The sequence below is a fragment of the Nocardia sp. MH4 genome, from assembly GCF_019266065.1.
Classification (GTDB): domain Bacteria; phylum Actinomycetota; class Actinomycetes; order Mycobacteriales; family Mycobacteriaceae; genus Nocardia; species Nocardia canadensis.
In genome coordinates this window covers 49,074-62,930 of record NZ_LPNR01000092.1, presented here as the reverse complement: position 1 = coordinate 62,930, position 13,857 = coordinate 49,074, and the positions used below count along the sequence as shown (strand labels likewise).

At 70.2% G+C, this 13,857-nt stretch carries 19 protein-coding genes and 1 riboswitch; of the genes, 5 read left to right on the top strand and 14 right to left on the bottom strand.

Annotated features, from left to right (window positions below; all coding sequences use genetic code 11):
* Positions 1-2: 2 nt before the first annotated feature.
* On the top strand, positions 3-485 hold the full coding sequence (locus ATM97_RS12245) for a nuclear transport factor 2 family protein (RefSeq protein WP_218718114.1): 483 nt from the start codon (positions 3-5) through the stop codon (positions 483-485).
* A 33-nt stretch (positions 486-518) separates the two neighbouring features.
* On the opposite strand, the gene ATM97_RS12240 is transcribed toward ATM97_RS12245, so the two are convergent.
* The 4 genes from ATM97_RS12240 to ATM97_RS12225 form a co-directional block, all read right to left on the bottom strand.
* A complete protein-coding gene (locus tag ATM97_RS12240) occupies positions 519-1,325 on the bottom strand; it encodes an ABC transporter ATP-binding protein (RefSeq protein WP_218718113.1) in 807 nt (268 codons plus the stop codon).
* The gene (locus tag ATM97_RS12235) at positions 1,318-2,169 is read right to left on the bottom strand and encodes an ABC transporter permease (RefSeq protein WP_218718112.1); all 852 of its coding nucleotides are present in this window, start codon (positions 2,167-2,169) and stop codon (positions 1,318-1,320) included. The genes ATM97_RS12240 and ATM97_RS12235 overlap by 8 nt, the downstream gene beginning before the upstream one ends.
* Positions 2,147-3,169: an ABC transporter substrate-binding protein gene (locus tag ATM97_RS12230; protein WP_218718111.1), complete on the bottom strand. Its 1,023-nt coding sequence runs from the start codon at positions 3,167-3,169 to the stop codon at positions 2,147-2,149. The genes ATM97_RS12235 and ATM97_RS12230 overlap by 23 nt, the downstream gene beginning before the upstream one ends.
* A complete protein-coding gene (locus tag ATM97_RS12225; RefSeq protein ID WP_218718110.1) occupies positions 3,166-3,873 on the bottom strand; it encodes a TenA family protein in 708 nt (235 codons plus the stop codon). Before ATM97_RS12225 ends, ATM97_RS12230 begins: the two co-directional genes overlap by 4 nt.
* Positions 3,864-3,960, bottom strand: a riboswitch (TPP riboswitch). Its footprint overlaps the gene before it by 10 nt.
* A gap of 166 nt (positions 3,961-4,126) precedes the next feature.
* Between ATM97_RS12225 and gndA the strand changes: the two genes are divergently transcribed.
* Positions 4,127-5,572: an NADP-dependent phosphogluconate dehydrogenase gene (gndA, locus tag ATM97_RS12220; RefSeq protein ID WP_218718109.1), complete on the top strand. Its 1,446-nt coding sequence runs from the start codon at positions 4,127-4,129 to the stop codon at positions 5,570-5,572.
* Positions 5,573-5,579: 7 nt separating this feature from the next.
* Here the strand turns inward: gndA and ATM97_RS12215 are convergent, their stop codons facing one another.
* On the bottom strand, positions 5,580-5,822 hold the full coding sequence (locus tag ATM97_RS12215) for a hypothetical protein (RefSeq protein WP_218718108.1): 243 nt from the start codon (positions 5,820-5,822) through the stop codon (positions 5,580-5,582).
* 254 nt (positions 5,823-6,076) lie between these two features.
* Between ATM97_RS12215 and ATM97_RS12210 the strand changes: the two genes are divergently transcribed.
* The 3 genes from ATM97_RS12210 (at position 6,077) to ATM97_RS12200 (ending at position 9,624) form a co-directional block, all read left to right on the top strand.
* A complete protein-coding gene (locus tag ATM97_RS12210; RefSeq protein WP_308248455.1) occupies positions 6,077-7,579 on the top strand; it encodes an amidase in 1,503 nt (500 codons plus the stop codon).
* A gap of 54 nt (positions 7,580-7,633) precedes the next feature.
* Positions 7,634-8,503 (top strand): alpha/beta fold hydrolase, encoded by an 870-nt coding sequence (locus ATM97_RS12205; protein ID WP_218718106.1) that lies wholly within the window; start codon positions 7,634-7,636, stop codon positions 8,501-8,503.
* A 152-nt stretch (positions 8,504-8,655) separates the two neighbouring features.
* The gene (locus tag ATM97_RS12200; protein ID WP_255587604.1) at positions 8,656-9,624 is read left to right on the top strand and encodes a hypothetical protein; all 969 of its coding nucleotides are present in this window, start codon (positions 8,656-8,658) and stop codon (positions 9,622-9,624) included.
* 28 nt (positions 9,625-9,652) lie between these two features.
* Here ATM97_RS12200 and ATM97_RS12195 read toward each other — a convergent pair whose 3' ends face one another.
* From ATM97_RS12195 to ATM97_RS12155, 9 genes are all read right to left on the bottom strand, one after another.
* Positions 9,653-10,225, bottom strand: coding sequence for an alkaline shock response membrane anchor protein AmaP (locus tag ATM97_RS12195; RefSeq protein ID WP_218718105.1), 573 nt, complete (start codon positions 10,223-10,225; stop codon positions 9,653-9,655).
* Positions 10,222-10,758 (bottom strand): DUF6286 domain-containing protein, encoded by a 537-nt coding sequence (locus ATM97_RS12190; RefSeq protein ID WP_218718104.1) that lies wholly within the window; start codon positions 10,756-10,758, stop codon positions 10,222-10,224. The genes ATM97_RS12195 and ATM97_RS12190 overlap by 4 nt, the downstream gene beginning before the upstream one ends.
* Positions 10,755-11,072 carry an Asp23/Gls24 family envelope stress response protein gene (locus ATM97_RS12185; RefSeq protein ID WP_218718103.1) on the bottom strand — a complete coding sequence of 106 codons (318 nt, stop codon included), beginning with the start codon at positions 11,070-11,072 and terminating at the stop codon, positions 10,755-10,757. The genes ATM97_RS12190 and ATM97_RS12185 overlap by 4 nt, the downstream gene beginning before the upstream one ends.
* Complete coding sequence (locus ATM97_RS12180) at positions 11,069-11,257, bottom strand: hypothetical protein (RefSeq protein ID WP_019050519.1); 189 nt, start codon at positions 11,255-11,257, stop codon at positions 11,069-11,071. The genes ATM97_RS12185 and ATM97_RS12180 overlap by 4 nt, the downstream gene beginning before the upstream one ends.
* Before the next feature lies 1 nt (position 11,258).
* Positions 11,259-11,738 carry an Asp23/Gls24 family envelope stress response protein gene (locus ATM97_RS12175; protein WP_218718102.1) on the bottom strand — a complete coding sequence of 160 codons (480 nt, stop codon included), beginning with the start codon at positions 11,736-11,738 and terminating at the stop codon, positions 11,259-11,261.
* A 73-nt stretch (positions 11,739-11,811) separates the two neighbouring features.
* Entirely contained in the window at positions 11,812-12,147 is a 336-nt protein-coding gene (locus ATM97_RS12170) for a hypothetical protein (protein ID WP_218718101.1), read from the bottom strand.
* Positions 12,144-12,521: an Asp23/Gls24 family envelope stress response protein gene (locus tag ATM97_RS12165; protein WP_218718100.1), complete on the bottom strand. Its 378-nt coding sequence runs from the start codon at positions 12,519-12,521 to the stop codon at positions 12,144-12,146. The genes ATM97_RS12170 and ATM97_RS12165 overlap by 4 nt, the downstream gene beginning before the upstream one ends.
* The gene (locus tag ATM97_RS12160) at positions 12,518-13,093 is read right to left on the bottom strand and encodes an Asp23/Gls24 family envelope stress response protein (protein WP_218718099.1); all 576 of its coding nucleotides are present in this window, start codon (positions 13,091-13,093) and stop codon (positions 12,518-12,520) included. Before ATM97_RS12160 ends, ATM97_RS12165 begins: the two co-directional genes overlap by 4 nt.
* The gene (locus ATM97_RS12155; protein ID WP_218718098.1) at positions 13,084-13,650 is read right to left on the bottom strand and encodes an RNA polymerase sigma factor; all 567 of its coding nucleotides are present in this window, start codon (positions 13,648-13,650) and stop codon (positions 13,084-13,086) included. Before ATM97_RS12155 ends, ATM97_RS12160 begins: the two co-directional genes overlap by 10 nt.
* Positions 13,651-13,857: the final 207 nt, after the last annotated feature.

Below are 13,857 nucleotides of genomic sequence, written 5' to 3'. Positions count from 1 at the left end.
CCATGGACCTTGTCGCGATCGAGGAGATCAAGCGTCTCAAGCACCGGTACTTCCGCACACTCGACCTGAAACTGTGGGACGAATTCGCGGACTGTCTCGCCGAGGACATCTCCGCGCGCTATGGCACCCAGGCCATGGCCGAGCCGCTGCATTTCGACAGCCGGGCCCGTGTCGTGGCGTTCATGGAGCAGAACCTCGGGCCCGGGATCGTCACGGTCCACATCGCCAACCATCCCGAGATCGACGTCGACGGTGATACCGCGCGGGGTTCCTGGGCGTTCGAGGACACCGTCCTGGTGCCGGACGCGAAGGTCCAGATCCGCGGCGGCGGATACTATTCCGACACCTATCGTCGCGACCCGGACGGTGCGTGGCGGATCGCCTCGACACGCTACGAGCGCATCTACGAGGCATCGACCTCGCTGGCGGACCTCCCGAGCTTCACGATGCTCGCCAACCGGTGGGACCCTTCGCTCGAGCACTGACCACCGTGGTGGGCAGACCGTCGGTCGGTCGCGTCAGCGCTGTTCGGTGAGCGCCCGGCGCGACTCCTCGTGCAGGATCGCGAGGAGTTCCTCCTCCAGCGCGACGAACTCGGGCGCGGTGATCATGGACAGTCCGCGCGGGCGCGGCAGGTCGATGCGCAGTTCGTGGCGCACGGTGGCCGGGCGGGCCGACAGCACGATCACGCGGTCCGACAGATAGACCGCCTCACGGACATCGTGGGTGATCATCAAGACCATCCAGCGGTAGCGTTGCCAGACCTCCTGCAGCCACGACTGCATCTCGGTGCGGGTCAGGGAGTCGAGTGCCCCGAAGGGTTCGTCGAGCAGCAGCAGTTCGCGCTCCTGGACGACAGTCCGCAGCAGCGCGGCCCGCTGCCGCATCCCACCCGACAGCTGGGACGGGCGGGCGTCCTCGAAGCCGGACAGCCCGAAGACCGGGAACAGCGCGCGGGCCCGGCGCCGCGCCTCCGCTTTCGGGACGCCCTGGACACGTAAACCGAGGATGGTGTTGTCCAGCACCGATCGCCAGGGGAACAGCAGGTCCTTCTGCGGCATGTAGGCGCAGTGCGACGCGGTGTCCTCGCCGTCGGCCGCGCGGAAGCCGACGCTGCCGGAGTCGGGGGATTCGAGTCCGGCCAGCATGTTGAACACGGTGCTCTTGCCGCACCCGCTCGGTCCGATGACGGTGACGAACTCGCCCGATCGGACGGTGAACGACACCCCGCCCAGCACCGCGAGGTCCGGGCTGCGCCGACCGGGTTGCGGGAACGACTTGGTGAGACTGTCGACGACGATGCGGTCGCGCTCGGCGTCAGTCACGTCGGCTCCTGTTCTGCGCGCGCGACCACGGCGCGACGAGGCGTTCGATCGCGAAGGTCGACAGGTAGAGCGCGATGCTCAGCAGCGCCGTGACCAGCACCGCCGCCAGCACCAGGTCGGTGCGGAACGAATTCTTCTGCAGGCTCATATAGATGCCGAGACCGGCACTCGCGCCGACGTACTCGGCGAACACCGCGCCGACGACGGCATAGGTGATCCCGATCCGCAGCGCCGTGAAGAACCGTGGCAGGGCGGACGGTAGTCGCACATACCGGAACTCCTGCCACCGGGAGGCGCCCATGCTCCGCAGCAGCGCGCCCGCGTCGCGGTCGGCCGCGGCGAATCCCTCGATCAGGCCGATGGCCATCGGGAAGAAGGTGACCAGCGCGACCACCAGGATCTTCGGCAGGAGACCGAACCCGAACCAGATGATCATCAACGGTGCGATCGCCACGATCGGCACGGTCTGCGACGCGACGAACAGCGGCACCAGCGCCCGCCGCAGCCACGGCGAGAAGTCGACGATCACCGCCAGCACCCACGCCAGCGTCAGCGACACCGCGAACCCGGCCAACGTCACCTGCAACGTCGCGGCGGCGTGGGACAGGATCTCGTCCCGGTGCGCCCACCCCTGCTGGACCACCCGCAGCGGCGACGGCAGCACCTGCGGTCGGACACCGCTGCTGGTGACGTAGACCTGCCAGCCGGCGACGAGCGCCGCCACCGTGACGAACGACGGTATCGCCCACCGGATCCCGGCCCAGCGCGCCGTCCCGCCGTCGTCGCCGGTGGGGGCCGGCGACGACGCGGCTACGGGCAGCTCACCGGTCGGCGAGGTACTCATCGGTGAAATAGGTCGACCAGTCGGGTTCGGTGGTCAGCGGCTTGCCATCGGGGCCGGTCAGCAGGCCGCTCCGGTACAGGAAGCCGGAATTGGCCGACCACTGCTCCACCGTCTGGGTGCCCACCGTGCCCTGGGCATCCTTCATGAACTGTTCGGCCAGCATGCGCTGGCTCTCGAAGACCAGCTTCTCGTCGGTGAACGCGCCCGGGTTGGCGGTGATGAGATCCTGCGCCGCCGCGTCCGGGTTGTCCGCGGCGAACTGGTAGCCGCGTTGCAGCGCCTGCACGAATTTCGCGGCGCGGTCCGGGTTCTGGGCCAGCCAGCCCTCGTTGGCGTCGATCACGATCGCGTAGGAATCCGGGAAACCGAAGTCGGTGTAGCGGAAGTATCGCATCGGGGTGCCGTGGTGTTCGGCCTCGATCCCTTCCCACGCCAGGTACGAGACAGTGAAGTCCGCCTTGCCGGAGTAGACCGCTTCGTAGGCCGACGAACCCAGCACCACCGAGGTGAAATCGCCGCGGCCACCGTCGTTGCGGATGACCTGCTGCAGCGCCTCCCGCTCACCCGGGTCGCCGAAGCCGGCGTAGGTCTTGCCGTCGAGATCCTTCGGGCTCGCGAGGTCGGCGCGATCGGCGCGCACCCCGATGCCCGTCGCCCAGTGCTGCAGCGGCGCGAGCACCGACTTGACCTGCGCGCCCGACGCGCGGGCGAAGGTCGACGAATTGTGGGTACTGATCCCGAATTCCGCGTTGCCGGCGTCGATCATCGTATCGACCGAGGTGTTGTTGTACGGCAGGACCTGCACATCCAGACCGGCGTCGGCGAAATAGCCGCGCTGCAACGCGACGTAGAGCCCGGCGTGGTTGGTGTTGGGCGTCCAGTCCAGCGCGAACCGAATCGTCTGATCGGAGCCGCCGCCCGAACCGCAGGCGGTCAGCAGCGACAGCGCCGCGACGGCGGTGGCCATGACCGCGAACGCGCGGCGAAGACGCCCGCTCATGCGGCAGGCCAGGGCTGCGGATGCAGGGCGGTGTCCCAGAACATCAACTCGTAGCGCACGGCGAGGACGAACGCCTTCTCCATCGCCGCGCACTCCTGCTCGCTCGCCGAGTCGGCGGCGGCGTCGACCAGCGAGCGGGCCGTGGCCGCGGACTGCTGGAACTCCGCCGCGCCGTAGGTGCTGACCCACTGGGCGTACGGATGGGCGGGATCGGTCGCGATCACCTTCGCGGCGCTCTCGGCCAAGCCGCGGCCCACGTCGGCGTAGATCCAGAAGCAGGGCAGCGCGGCCGCCGCGGCGACGGCGTAGGACTCGGTCGCGGCCGCGGCGATCAGGAAGGACACGTAGGCGAGGCAGGTCTGCGAATGCTCCGCGTCGCCCTGCCGCGGGGGCAGCGCTCCACCGGTGAGCAGCTGATCGTGCATGGCCGACTCGACCGCGGCGGCGTTGGCGGACGAGGTCGCCCAGAACGCCGCGGTCTGCGGGTCCGGCGACTTGGCGGCCAGGATCGCCAGCGCTTTCGAGTACCCGGTGAGATACAGCGAATCCTGCTCGATGTAGGTGCGGAACACCTCGAGCGGCAACGTGCCCTCGCCGAGGTGGCGCAGGAACGCCAGCTCGTCGATCGCACCGCGCAGGACCTTGGTCCGGTCCCAGAGGTGATCGGTGAACAAGCCGGTATTTGTGGTGTGGGCGCGCAACACCGTGACATCCCTTCGTCAGCATTACCTGAACAGGTTCAGCGGGTCTGTTCTCAGCCTCGCGGTCGCGAGACACCCCGTGTCGGAACTCGACCGACACTAGCAGCGACCACCGACACGCGGACGCCGCCCGGGTGCGCGCGCAGCCCCGCTCACGGTGGTAAGTGTTCGGCCGCGGATCGGCACCCAGTAACTTGGCTGCCAAGGAAGCCGTCTTCCGCACCCGTCGGACCCGCCGAACGAAGAGAGCTGAGCAATGTCGACCTCTACCGCGCGTGCACACATCGGTGTCACCGGCCTGGCCGTGATGGGCAGCAACATCGCCCGCAACTTCGCCAAGCACGGCTACACCGTCGCGCTGCACAACCGTTCCGTGGCCAAGACCGACGCGCTGCTCGCCGAGCACGGCGACGACGGCGACTTCGTCCGCACCGAGACCGTCGAGGAGTTCGTCGCGGCGCTGGAGAAGCCGCGGCGGGTGCTGATCATGGTCAAGGCAGGCGAGGCGACCGACACCGTCATCGAGGAACTGGCCGCCGTGATGGAGCCGGGCGACATCATCATCGACGGCGGCAACGCCCTCTACACCGACACCATCCGCCGCGAGGCCGCCCTGCGCGAGCGGGGCCTGAACTTCGTCGGTGCGGGCATCTCGGGCGGCGAGGAAGGCGCGCTCAACGGTCCCGCGATCATGCCGGGCGGACCGAAGGAGTCCTACGAGTCGCTCGGCCCGCTGCTGGAGTCGATCGCGGCCCAGGTCGACGGCACCCCGTGCTGCACCCACATCGGCCCCGACGGTTCCGGGCACTTCGTCAAGATGGTGCACAACGGCATCGAATACGCCGACATGCAGCTGATCGGCGAGGCCTACCACCTGTTCCGGGACGCGCTCGGCTTCGACGCCGGGCAGATCGCGCAGGTGTTCACGCAGTGGAACTCCGGCGACCTGGAGAGCTACCTGGTCGAGATCACCGCCGAGGTGCTCGCCCAGGTCGACGCCAAGACCGGCAAGCCGCTCGTCGACGTCATCGTCGACGCCGCCGAGCAGAAGGGCACCGGCCGCTGGACGGTCAAGTCAGCGCTCGATCTCGGCGTGCCGGTGACCGGCATCGCCGAGGCGGTCTTCGCCAGAGCGCTGTCCGGTTCCCGGGCCCAGCGCAAAGCCGCGGTGGGCCTGGCGTCGGGCACCCTGGCCGACAAGCCCACCGATGTCGAGCAGTTCACCGAAGACATCCGGCAGGCGCTGTACGCCTCGAAGGTCGTCGCGTACGCGCAGGGCTTCGACCAGATCGCCGCGGGCAGCGCCGAATACGGCTGGGATCTGCACCCCGGTGATCTGGCGACCATCTGGCGCGGCGGCTGCATCATCCGGGCCCGGTTCCTGAACCGGATCAAGGACGCCTACGAGCAGGACCCCGCCCTGCCGAGCCTGATCCTGGCGCCCTACTTCCGCGAGGCCATCGAGACCGCGATCGACAGCTGGCGGCGCGTGGTGTCCACCGCCACCCTGCTCGGAATCCCGGTCCCGGCGTTCGCGTCCTCGCTGTCCTACTACGACGCCCTGCGGGCCGAGCGCCTTCCGGCCGCCCTGACCCAGGGCCAGCGCGACTTCTTCGGCGCCCACACCTACGAGCGCATCGACGCCGACGGCAAGTTCCACACGCTGTGGAGCGGTGACCGCAGCGAGGTGGCCGCGGACTGAGCGCCCGCTACTGACAGTTCCGCTCGTCGGAGCCGTCGCCACAGTCGTCGTCACCGTCGCACAGCCATTGTTTCTGAACGCATCTGTCGTTGTCGCAGGTGAATTCGTTCGGCTCACACAGGTGCTTACCGCTGTGACATTCGCTGCGGGCTCCGCCCGGACCGAATGCGAACGACATCAGCGTCTCGGCGTCGACGGTGGCGGCGACTTCGGCCACGGCCGGCGCGGACAGCAGCGCCAGCGTTGTCATGGTCGCTCCGAGAGCTGTCGCGAGGACGGTAAAGACACGCATTCGAGCGACCTCCTGCTGAGATTCGTTCTCCGTGTAAGAACTTCGGTCTCCAGCGAACAGTCGAGCGTCGATTCCCTGTCGAGGATCGCACGCCGGACCACCGAATCCGGGGAAGCGGATGGCACAACCCGGATCGCAGGTCGTCGGTCCCGATCCCGCTCGGCCGGCGCGAAGGTGGTGGCGACCGCTCGCGCTGAGACAAGCACCCCGTTGTGCGAAACGGGGTTTTATGGCTTCTGACGGGGCGCAATAACGTCGAATACGTGGAGTGGAATTTTCAGTCGGCCGAAGAGTTCTCAACTGCCCTGCGTGCCGGTTCGGTGAGCTCGGCAGAACTCACCGAGGCGGCGATCGCCCGTATCGAGCGTGAGGACCGGGCGATCAACGCGATCTGTGTACCGGACTTCGACCGCGCGCGGGCCGCCGCACATCGTGCCGATCAGGCGCGTGCCCGCGGCGAGGATCGGCCGCTGCTCGGCATCCCGATGACGGTCAAGGAGTCCTACGACGTCGCCGGGCTACCCACGACCTGGGGTATGCCGCAGCACGCGAACTATGTCCCGACCGAGAACGCGGTCCAGGTAGCGCGGCTCGAGGCCGCGGGCGCGGTCGTGCTCGGCAAGACCAATGTGCCGCTGGGCCTGCAAGATATCCAGAGCTTCAACGAGATCTACGGCACCACCACCAACCCGTGGGATCACGAGCGCACCTCGGGTGGATCCTCCGGCGGCTCGGCGGCGGCCCTGGCATGTGGGTTCGGCGCGCTGTCCCTCGGTTCCGACCTGGCCGGTTCGCTGCGTACTCCCGCGCATTTCTGCGGTGTCTACGCGCACAAGCCGACAGTCGGGCTGGCGCCGACGCGCGGCATGGTCGCCCCGGACGCGCCCGCCCTGCCGATCGATCTGGACCTCGCGGTCGTCGGTCCGATGGCGCGCACCGCCCGCGACCTGGGCCTGCTGCTCGACGTCATGGCCGGACCGGACCCGCTCACACACGGCCGGGCCTACGACGTGACGCTGCCGCCCGCGCGTCACGAGCGGCTGGCCGACTTCCGGGTCCTGGTCGTCGAGGACCATCCGCTCATACCCACCGGCGCCGCCGTGCGGGCGGGGGTGAACCGGGTGGCCGACGCGCTGATCGACGGCGGCGCCCGCGTCGAACGGCACAGTCCGCTGCTGCCCGACCTGACCGAAGCCGGGACGCTCTACACACAGTTGCTGTTCTCGGGCTCGGTGGCACGATTTCCCGTCGACGCCTACGAGCAGCTGCAAACCCGCGCCGCCGAACTCCACGCCGACGACCGGAGTCTCGACGCCGCGCGGCTGCGCGCCATGGTGTTCACCCACCGCGACTGGCTCGCGGTGACCAACCGTCGCGAACTGCATCGCCACGGCTGGCGTCAGCTGTTCGCCGAGTTCGACGCGGTGGTGTGCCCGATCACACCGACTCCCGCGTTCCCGCACGATCACAACCCTGATCTGCTGGAACGCCGGATCGACATCGACGGCGGCGCGTACCCGTACTTCGACCAGCTCGTCTGGGCCGGTCTGGCCACGATGCCCGGCCTGCCCGCGACCGCCATCCCGACGGGTCTGTCCACCGCAGGACTGCCGGTGGGCGTGCAACTCATCGGACCGATGTTCGAAGACCGCACCCCGTTGCGGCTGGCCGAACTGCTCGAGCAGAAGATCGGCGGCTTCCGGCCGCCGAGGTAGCCCGCCGCACCGGGTCACCGATGAGTTCTCGCCGCCGGACACGTCACTATCGGCATGACGACACACACGCTCGCTACTCCCGGCGCAACGCTCATCTACGACGTCCACGGGCCGCTCCCGACCACCGACGGACGGCCGCCGCTGCTCATGATCGGCCTCCCGATGGACGCGAGTGGCTTCACCGCGCTCGCGTCGCATTTCCCCGATCGCACGGTCGTCACCTACGACCCGCGCGGGCTCGGTCGCAGTGTCCGCACCGACGGCCTGGTCGACAACGTCCCCGCCGTGCACGCCGAGGACGTCCACGCCGTCATCGAGGCGCTCGGCGCGGGCCCGGTCGAGATCTTCGCCAGCAGCGGCGGGGCCATCGTCGCGTTCGCGCTGGTGAGCGCGCACCCCGACGACGTGACCACCCTGGTCGCACACGAACCGCCGTTGCTGTCCGCGCTGCCCGATGCCGCCGCGGCCGAGCGGGCCGCGGCGGGGTACCGCGAGGCCTACGCCGCGAAAGGCTTCGGCACGGGCATGGCGGCTTTCATCGCGATGACCTCCTGGCAGGGCGAATTCACCGACGACTACTTCGCCGCGCCCGCCGCGGATCCCGCGTTGTTCGGCCTGCCGGCCGAAGACGACGGCGCCCGCGACCACCCGCTGCTCTCGGAGCGATCCCGCCCGGTCCTCGACTTCCGCGCCGACCTCCCCGCGCTCACCGCGGCGCCGACCCGGATCGTGCTCGGCTACGGCGAGGAGTCGACGGGCACGGTCACCGAGCGCACCTCGACGGCGATCGCCGATCGACTCGGCAGCCGACCGGTCGTCTTCCCGAGCCACCACGGCGGCTTCACCGGTGCGGAGTCCGGCTATCCGGGGCAGCCGGAGGCTTTCGCTCGTACCCTCCACGGAGTCCTCGACAGCATCCGGTGATCCAGTGTGTCCCGACGTCGCCGCCACGCCGGGCGAAGCTCACCACGGGTGTCGAGTTCCCCGCGATCGGTTCGGAAGCGCGACGTCGGGTATGCGCGAGGTGACGCCGCTGGATTCGGCGGCGTCGCCGACGGCCGATAGAGGAGGTCGAATTGGATATCGAACGAGGCAACACCAAGCATGGACCCGCCCACGACGCGGAGTTGGCCGACGAACTGGACAAGGCTCTCCGAGGCACGGGCCGGGTCGAGGACTGGCGTGAACCGGAACCGCTCTCCGGCGACGACACCGAGAGCGACATCGGATCCGACTACCGCAACCGTGCGTTCCCCGCCCCCACTGCTTCGCCGCGGCCTCGCGCGAGCACGCCGACGAAGGCGGACGGCGACGAGCGCAAGAAGGCACCGCTGATCGATCTCCGCGGGCTCACCGACCTGCCGAACGCCGTCGTGTCCGCCGCGTTCCAGACCGCGGCGCGGGTGCGGCACGCGCGGGTGTTCCACCCGCGGGGAATCCGCCTGGCCGGGCGATTCCGGCCGACGCAGCAATACGAACAGTGGTTCGGGGCCGGTGATCGGGCGGTCATCGCCCGACTGTCGAAGGGACTGGGTAGTCCGGTCGGGGTGCCCGACGTGCTCGGGTTGGCGTTTCGGGTGCTCGATCGCGACGATCACCCGTGGGATTTCGCGCTGGCGACCACGGGCCGCGGCACCCTCGGCCGATTCGTCTTCACACCGGCGCGCGGCTGGTCGACGGCCTGTTTCGGCTCGCTGTTGCCGTACCGGTTCGCCGACGCCTCACCGGCGTGGTTGTTCGCCGAGCCGCTCGACCCCGAGGCGCTGCCGAACACCGCGTCGTTGCAGGCGGTGGGCGACTACCTCGACAGCCAGGTGATGCGCTACACCCTCACCGCCGACGGGCTGGGCGGCCCCGCCGAGACGATCGGTGAGCTGGACCTGCGCCGCGCCGAACCGGGGGAGCACCGCACGGACTTCTTCGACCCGGTCCTCAACCATCCCGCCGAGGTGGCGTTGGTCCCGAACATGGTCAACCGGATCCGCGAGAGCGCCTATACCGGCAGCCGGCGCGGCCGCGATGACGAGGGACCGCGGCCCGGCTGAGGCGAACGTGGCCGCGGCCCCACAACGGCTACAGCGCGCGCCGGGTCCGGCCCCGATCCGCGATGCGGAATTCGACGGTGACGGGGATGGCGGCGAGGTCGAGCGCGGTGCGCAGGCGCGGCACGGCGTGGCCGAGGATGCGCCTGCGCAGGGCGGGCAGGTCGGCGGCGGGATCGGTGTCGATGAGCAGATGCAGGTCGGGGGCCGTCGCGCTACCCGCGAGACGTGCTGTCGCGGAACGGACTCCCTCGTAGGTCGCCACATCGGCGGCCACCGCGTCGGCGGCGGTGCCGGAGCCGAGAATCGTGCCGCCGTGCCCGGCGGTGTCGCCGAGCTGCCACACGGCACGCTTGGGCAGCCGGGTGAACTGGGCAGCCAGCCAGCGCAGCGAGATCAGTGCGAGCACCACCGCGCCGGCGATCACGAGGTAGAAGACGATGCTGGGCGGCTCTTCGGTGCCGGGAACCAGCGGGGTCGCGGGGGAGACCCGGAAGGCACCGAAGTGCGCCGCGATCAGCAGTCCGCCCGCCGTGGCGAGCACGATGCCGAGCAGTGCGAGCACACCGCGGTTCAGCCGGGCCGGCCGGTTGGCGGTGGTCATCGCGCACCCCCGGGGCCGATGGTGCGCAGGCTGGTGCGCAAGCGGGGGACCTCGGCCGGCTTGATCCGGTCGAGCCGCTCCGCGACCGCCACCCCGACGTCCTGGGCGGTCTGCTCGGCCGTGTGGTGGGTATGGCCCGACACCTGGATCTTCTTGCGACGCAGTCGGACCCGGGATCTGTCCAGGCCGTCCACCCCGCCGGTGGCGTCGGCGAGCGCGTTGCGCAGGCTGCGGCGGGCGATGCCGGCGTCGATGCCGTCCCCGGCTTCGAGCGCCAGCACCACCGGCTTGCCCGGCAGCGCCGCTACCGCCAGCAGGGCCAGGCCGAGTACCGCGACGACGATGCCGACGCCGAGCACCCATCCGCTACCCCACGCCGTCTGGTGCAGCCGGGTGGCGATGCTGTCGTAGGAGACCCATTCCCGTGTCCCGGTGAGCCGCTGGACCAGCGACACCACCACGAGCACCGCGACGGCGCACAGCGCCAGCGCGGCGACGACGGCCGGGACGACCCGGCGTGGGCGGCGTGTCATCGGACTCTCCTTTCGGGCGGTTCCGGCACCATGGCCGAGACCTCGATGTCGACTCGTGGCACGGTGAGCCCGGTCAGCTCCTCGGTCCTGGTGATCAGATGCGCGCGGCACTGCTCGGTCACGCCGCGCACCGACAGCGGATAGCGGACGGGGAGCCGGACGCGCAGGGTCGCGCCGGTCCCGACAACCTGCGCGCTCACCTGCACCTCGGGCCCGACTCCGGTCACCTCGGCGGCGGCCCGCTCGGCGATGCGGCGTACCGCGCGCTCGCCGATCGTGGTCGTGCCGGGGAGCGGGGCGGCGGCGCTGGTCACCGCCTGCCCCGATCCTGCGCCGAGCGCAACAGCCCGGACAGGTCGACCTCGCCGTCGAGCCAGCGCCCGATCAGCAGGCCGAGGCCACCGAAGATCAGCACGACAGCGAACGCGCCCAAGCCACCGAAGGCGGCGGCGAATCCGAGGGACAGACCCATGACGAGGCAGATCGTGGTGGCGTTCATGTCACTGCACCCGGTCGCGGCTCGGCGCCTGCTGCTCGGCGGAGTCGTCCTCGATGTAGACATCGTTGACGTTGATGTTGACCTCGACGACCTCGAGCCCGGTCATCTGCTCGATGGCCGTGATCACGTTGCGGCGCACCGCGATCGCCAGTTCCGCGATGGCGACGCCGTATTCGACGACGAGTTCCAGGTCGACGGCGGCCTGCTTCTCACCCACTTCGACCGAGACGCCCTGGCCGATGCTCGAGGACGCGCCCGGAATGCGGTCGCGCAGTGCGCCGATCGCGCGAGCGGTGCCGCCGCCGAGGTCGTGGACGCCCCTGACCTCCCGCGCCGCCAGACCCGCGATCTTCTGGACGACGGCGTCGGCGATCGTGGTGGTGCCCTGATCGGTCACCAGGGCGCTCGGGCGGTTCGACCCGTCCCGGCCGGCCCCGGCCTTCTCCACGGCCTTGGCGTTCTCGGTGGTCGTGCTGGACATGATGCCTCCCGATTGTCTTGTGTTCCAAGGGTTGACGAACTGTCATAGGTAGGACACCGCCGTCGGGCGATCGTCACGGTCCCGATGAGTGATCTGGATCGCTGTCGGCGGCGAAGGCGTCGACGTCGAGATCCACAACGTGCACGCGCAATCCGGCGCCGGCCCAGCTGGTTCCGGCCAGGACCGGCCGCACGGCCGAGTCCAGCTTCTCGAGCAGGGGCGCCAGCGGCAGCGTGGTGGCGACGACCCGGATCTCGACCGTCTCCTCGCCCAGGTCGACGGCGGCTCTGCCCGCGTTCCACGGCAGCCAGCGGCTGTTCTGCAGACCCATCGGGACCGCGGGGTGGGCGCCGTCGATGGCGTCGATCGCCGCGATGATCCGGTCGGTCAGGTCCTCGTCGCCGCTCACGGCCGCCCCGGTTCGATGTCGAGCACGTACACCCGCACCGAGTCGACCTCGGCGCCGGTGGATTCGGTGACGGCCTCGGCCACGGCCCGCTGCACGGCGCCGCCGACCTCGACGACGTTGCCCGATGCCGAGAGCGCCAGATCGATCTGGATGTCGAGCAGGCCACCGGCGCGGCGCACCCTGACTCCGGCCGACGCGGCCGGTTCGCGGCCGATCCACAACTGCCGCCCGGAGCGGGCGAGATGCCCGACCAGTCCGAGGACGCCCGGTTCGAGCCTGGCCACGCCCGGCACCTGCGCCGCCGCTCGGGCGGCCACGCCGGCGATCACCGCGTCCCCGACGACCAGCTCGGTCGCGGGGGCCGGGCCCGTCACCTGTCCTCCTCGTAGAGGTCGACCACGGTGATGTCGAGCCTGCCGAGCCGTACCCCGACCCGCGCGGTGGTCGCGGCCCGCGCGCGTTCACGCACCGCGGCGACCAGTGTGTCGATGGCGTGGGCGCCGTTGCGGACGGCGATGGTCATCTCGACCGTGATCTCCTGTTCGCCGTCGGATCCGGGTTCGCTGCTGCGCACCCGGCAGCCGCGTGCGCGCACGCCGTCGACGGTGTCGGCGGCGAATCGCAGCACGGTGGCCACGGCCTGCTCGCTGACCTGGACGGCGCCGGGGTGGGGCGTGTCGACGGACAGGGTGCGGCCGCGGCGCACATCGGCCCGCACAGCGGACATGATCCGGCCGAACAGGTCGGGCGGCGGCGGGTCGGGTTCGTCGATGAGCTCCCTGGTGGCGTTGCGCAGGGTGAGCAGGCTCTCCCTGGCCCCGGCGCAGTGCGGGCACGAGGCCTCGTGCTGGTCGGCGTCCGGCGCGTCGAGCCGATCCCAGACCTGCTCCAGGCCGCGTCCGCAGGGGAGCAGGTAGTCGTTGTCGGTCTGGTTGGTCACCGCCATGGCTTCATCACCTCTGCCAGTTGGGCTCGGGCACGTGCGATCCGCCCGCGCACCGCTGTGCTGTTGGCGCCGACGATCTCGGCGATCTCGTCATAGGACCGGCCGTGGACCTCGCGCAGCAGCCAGCACGCGCGCTGCTCCGGCGTCAGCTGCTGCAGCGCGTCGGTGAGCGCGGCCATCTGGCTGTTCACCTCCGTGGCGTGCTCGGGCCTGGTGTCGGTGCGGGTCGAGGCCGTCGTGTCGGGGTCGACATCGGCGGGGACCCGCCGTGCGCGCAGGACGTTGAGGCACCGGTTGGTCGTCATCCGGTACAGCCAGCCCGCGAAGGCCGCGTCGTCCTGTAGTCGGGTGATCGTGCGCCAGGCTTTGAGGAACACCTCCTGGGTCACGTCCTCGGCCTCGGCCCGGTCGGCCAGCATCTTGGCGGCCAACCGGAACATCGGTCCCTGGTAGCGCAGCACCAGCTGCTCGTATGCCCGGACATCGCCGTCACGCGCTCGCCCGGCCAGGGTCGCGTCGTCCAGCTCTGTCTCGGGTGCGGGCGACGTCGTGGTCACACCGGCACCTCCTCCGCTGCTCCTGTGATGGACACCGATGCGCAGGAATTCGTCACGGCAAACTATCAGTGATCGTCGTCTCACTCCGGCTGCCGACGAGTTCCGGGGGTGTCGCGGTCACCGGCCCTCGCGCCGGTGCACGAGCGGCGGTTTCCCGGGCGGATCCGCGGGTAGGCGCGGAAGAGAACGTCGTTCCCGGACCCAGGA

Excerpts from the sequence above, each read along its gene's own strand:
- ATM97_RS12245 (WP_218718114.1), top strand. The coding sequence starts at position 3 with ATGGACCTTGTCGCGATCGAGGAGATCAAGCGTCTCAAGCACCGGTAC.
- ATM97_RS12160 (WP_218718099.1), bottom strand. The coding sequence starts at position 13,093 with ATGGCGGTGACCAACCAGACCGACAACGACTACCTGCTCCCCTGCGGA.
- ATM97_RS12235 (WP_218718112.1), bottom strand. The coding sequence starts at position 2,169 with ATGAGTACCTCGCCGACCGGTGAGCTGCCCGTAGCCGCGTCGTCGCCG.
- ATM97_RS12230 (WP_218718111.1), bottom strand. The coding sequence starts at position 3,169 with ATGAGCGGGCGTCTTCGCCGCGCGTTCGCGGTCATGGCCACCGCCGTC.
- ATM97_RS12195 (WP_218718105.1), bottom strand. The coding sequence starts at position 10,225 with ATGACCACCGCCAACCGGCCGGCCCGGCTGAACCGCGGTGTGCTCGCA.
- ATM97_RS12190 (WP_218718104.1), bottom strand. The coding sequence starts at position 10,758 with ATGACACGCCGCCCACGCCGGGTCGTCCCGGCCGTCGTCGCCGCGCTG.
- gndA (WP_218718109.1), top strand. The coding sequence starts at position 4,127 with ATGTCGACCTCTACCGCGCGTGCACACATCGGTGTCACCGGCCTGGCC.
- ATM97_RS12175 (WP_218718102.1), bottom strand. The coding sequence starts at position 11,738 with ATGTCCAGCACGACCACCGAGAACGCCAAGGCCGTGGAGAAGGCCGGG.
- ATM97_RS12215 (WP_218718108.1), bottom strand. The coding sequence starts at position 5,822 with ATGACAACGCTGGCGCTGCTGTCCGCGCCGGCCGTGGCCGAAGTCGCC.
- ATM97_RS12180 (WP_019050519.1), bottom strand. The coding sequence starts at position 11,257 with ATGAACGCCACCACGATCTGCCTCGTCATGGGTCTGTCCCTCGGATTC.
- ATM97_RS12205 (WP_218718106.1), top strand. The coding sequence starts at position 7,634 with ATGACGACACACACGCTCGCTACTCCCGGCGCAACGCTCATCTACGAC.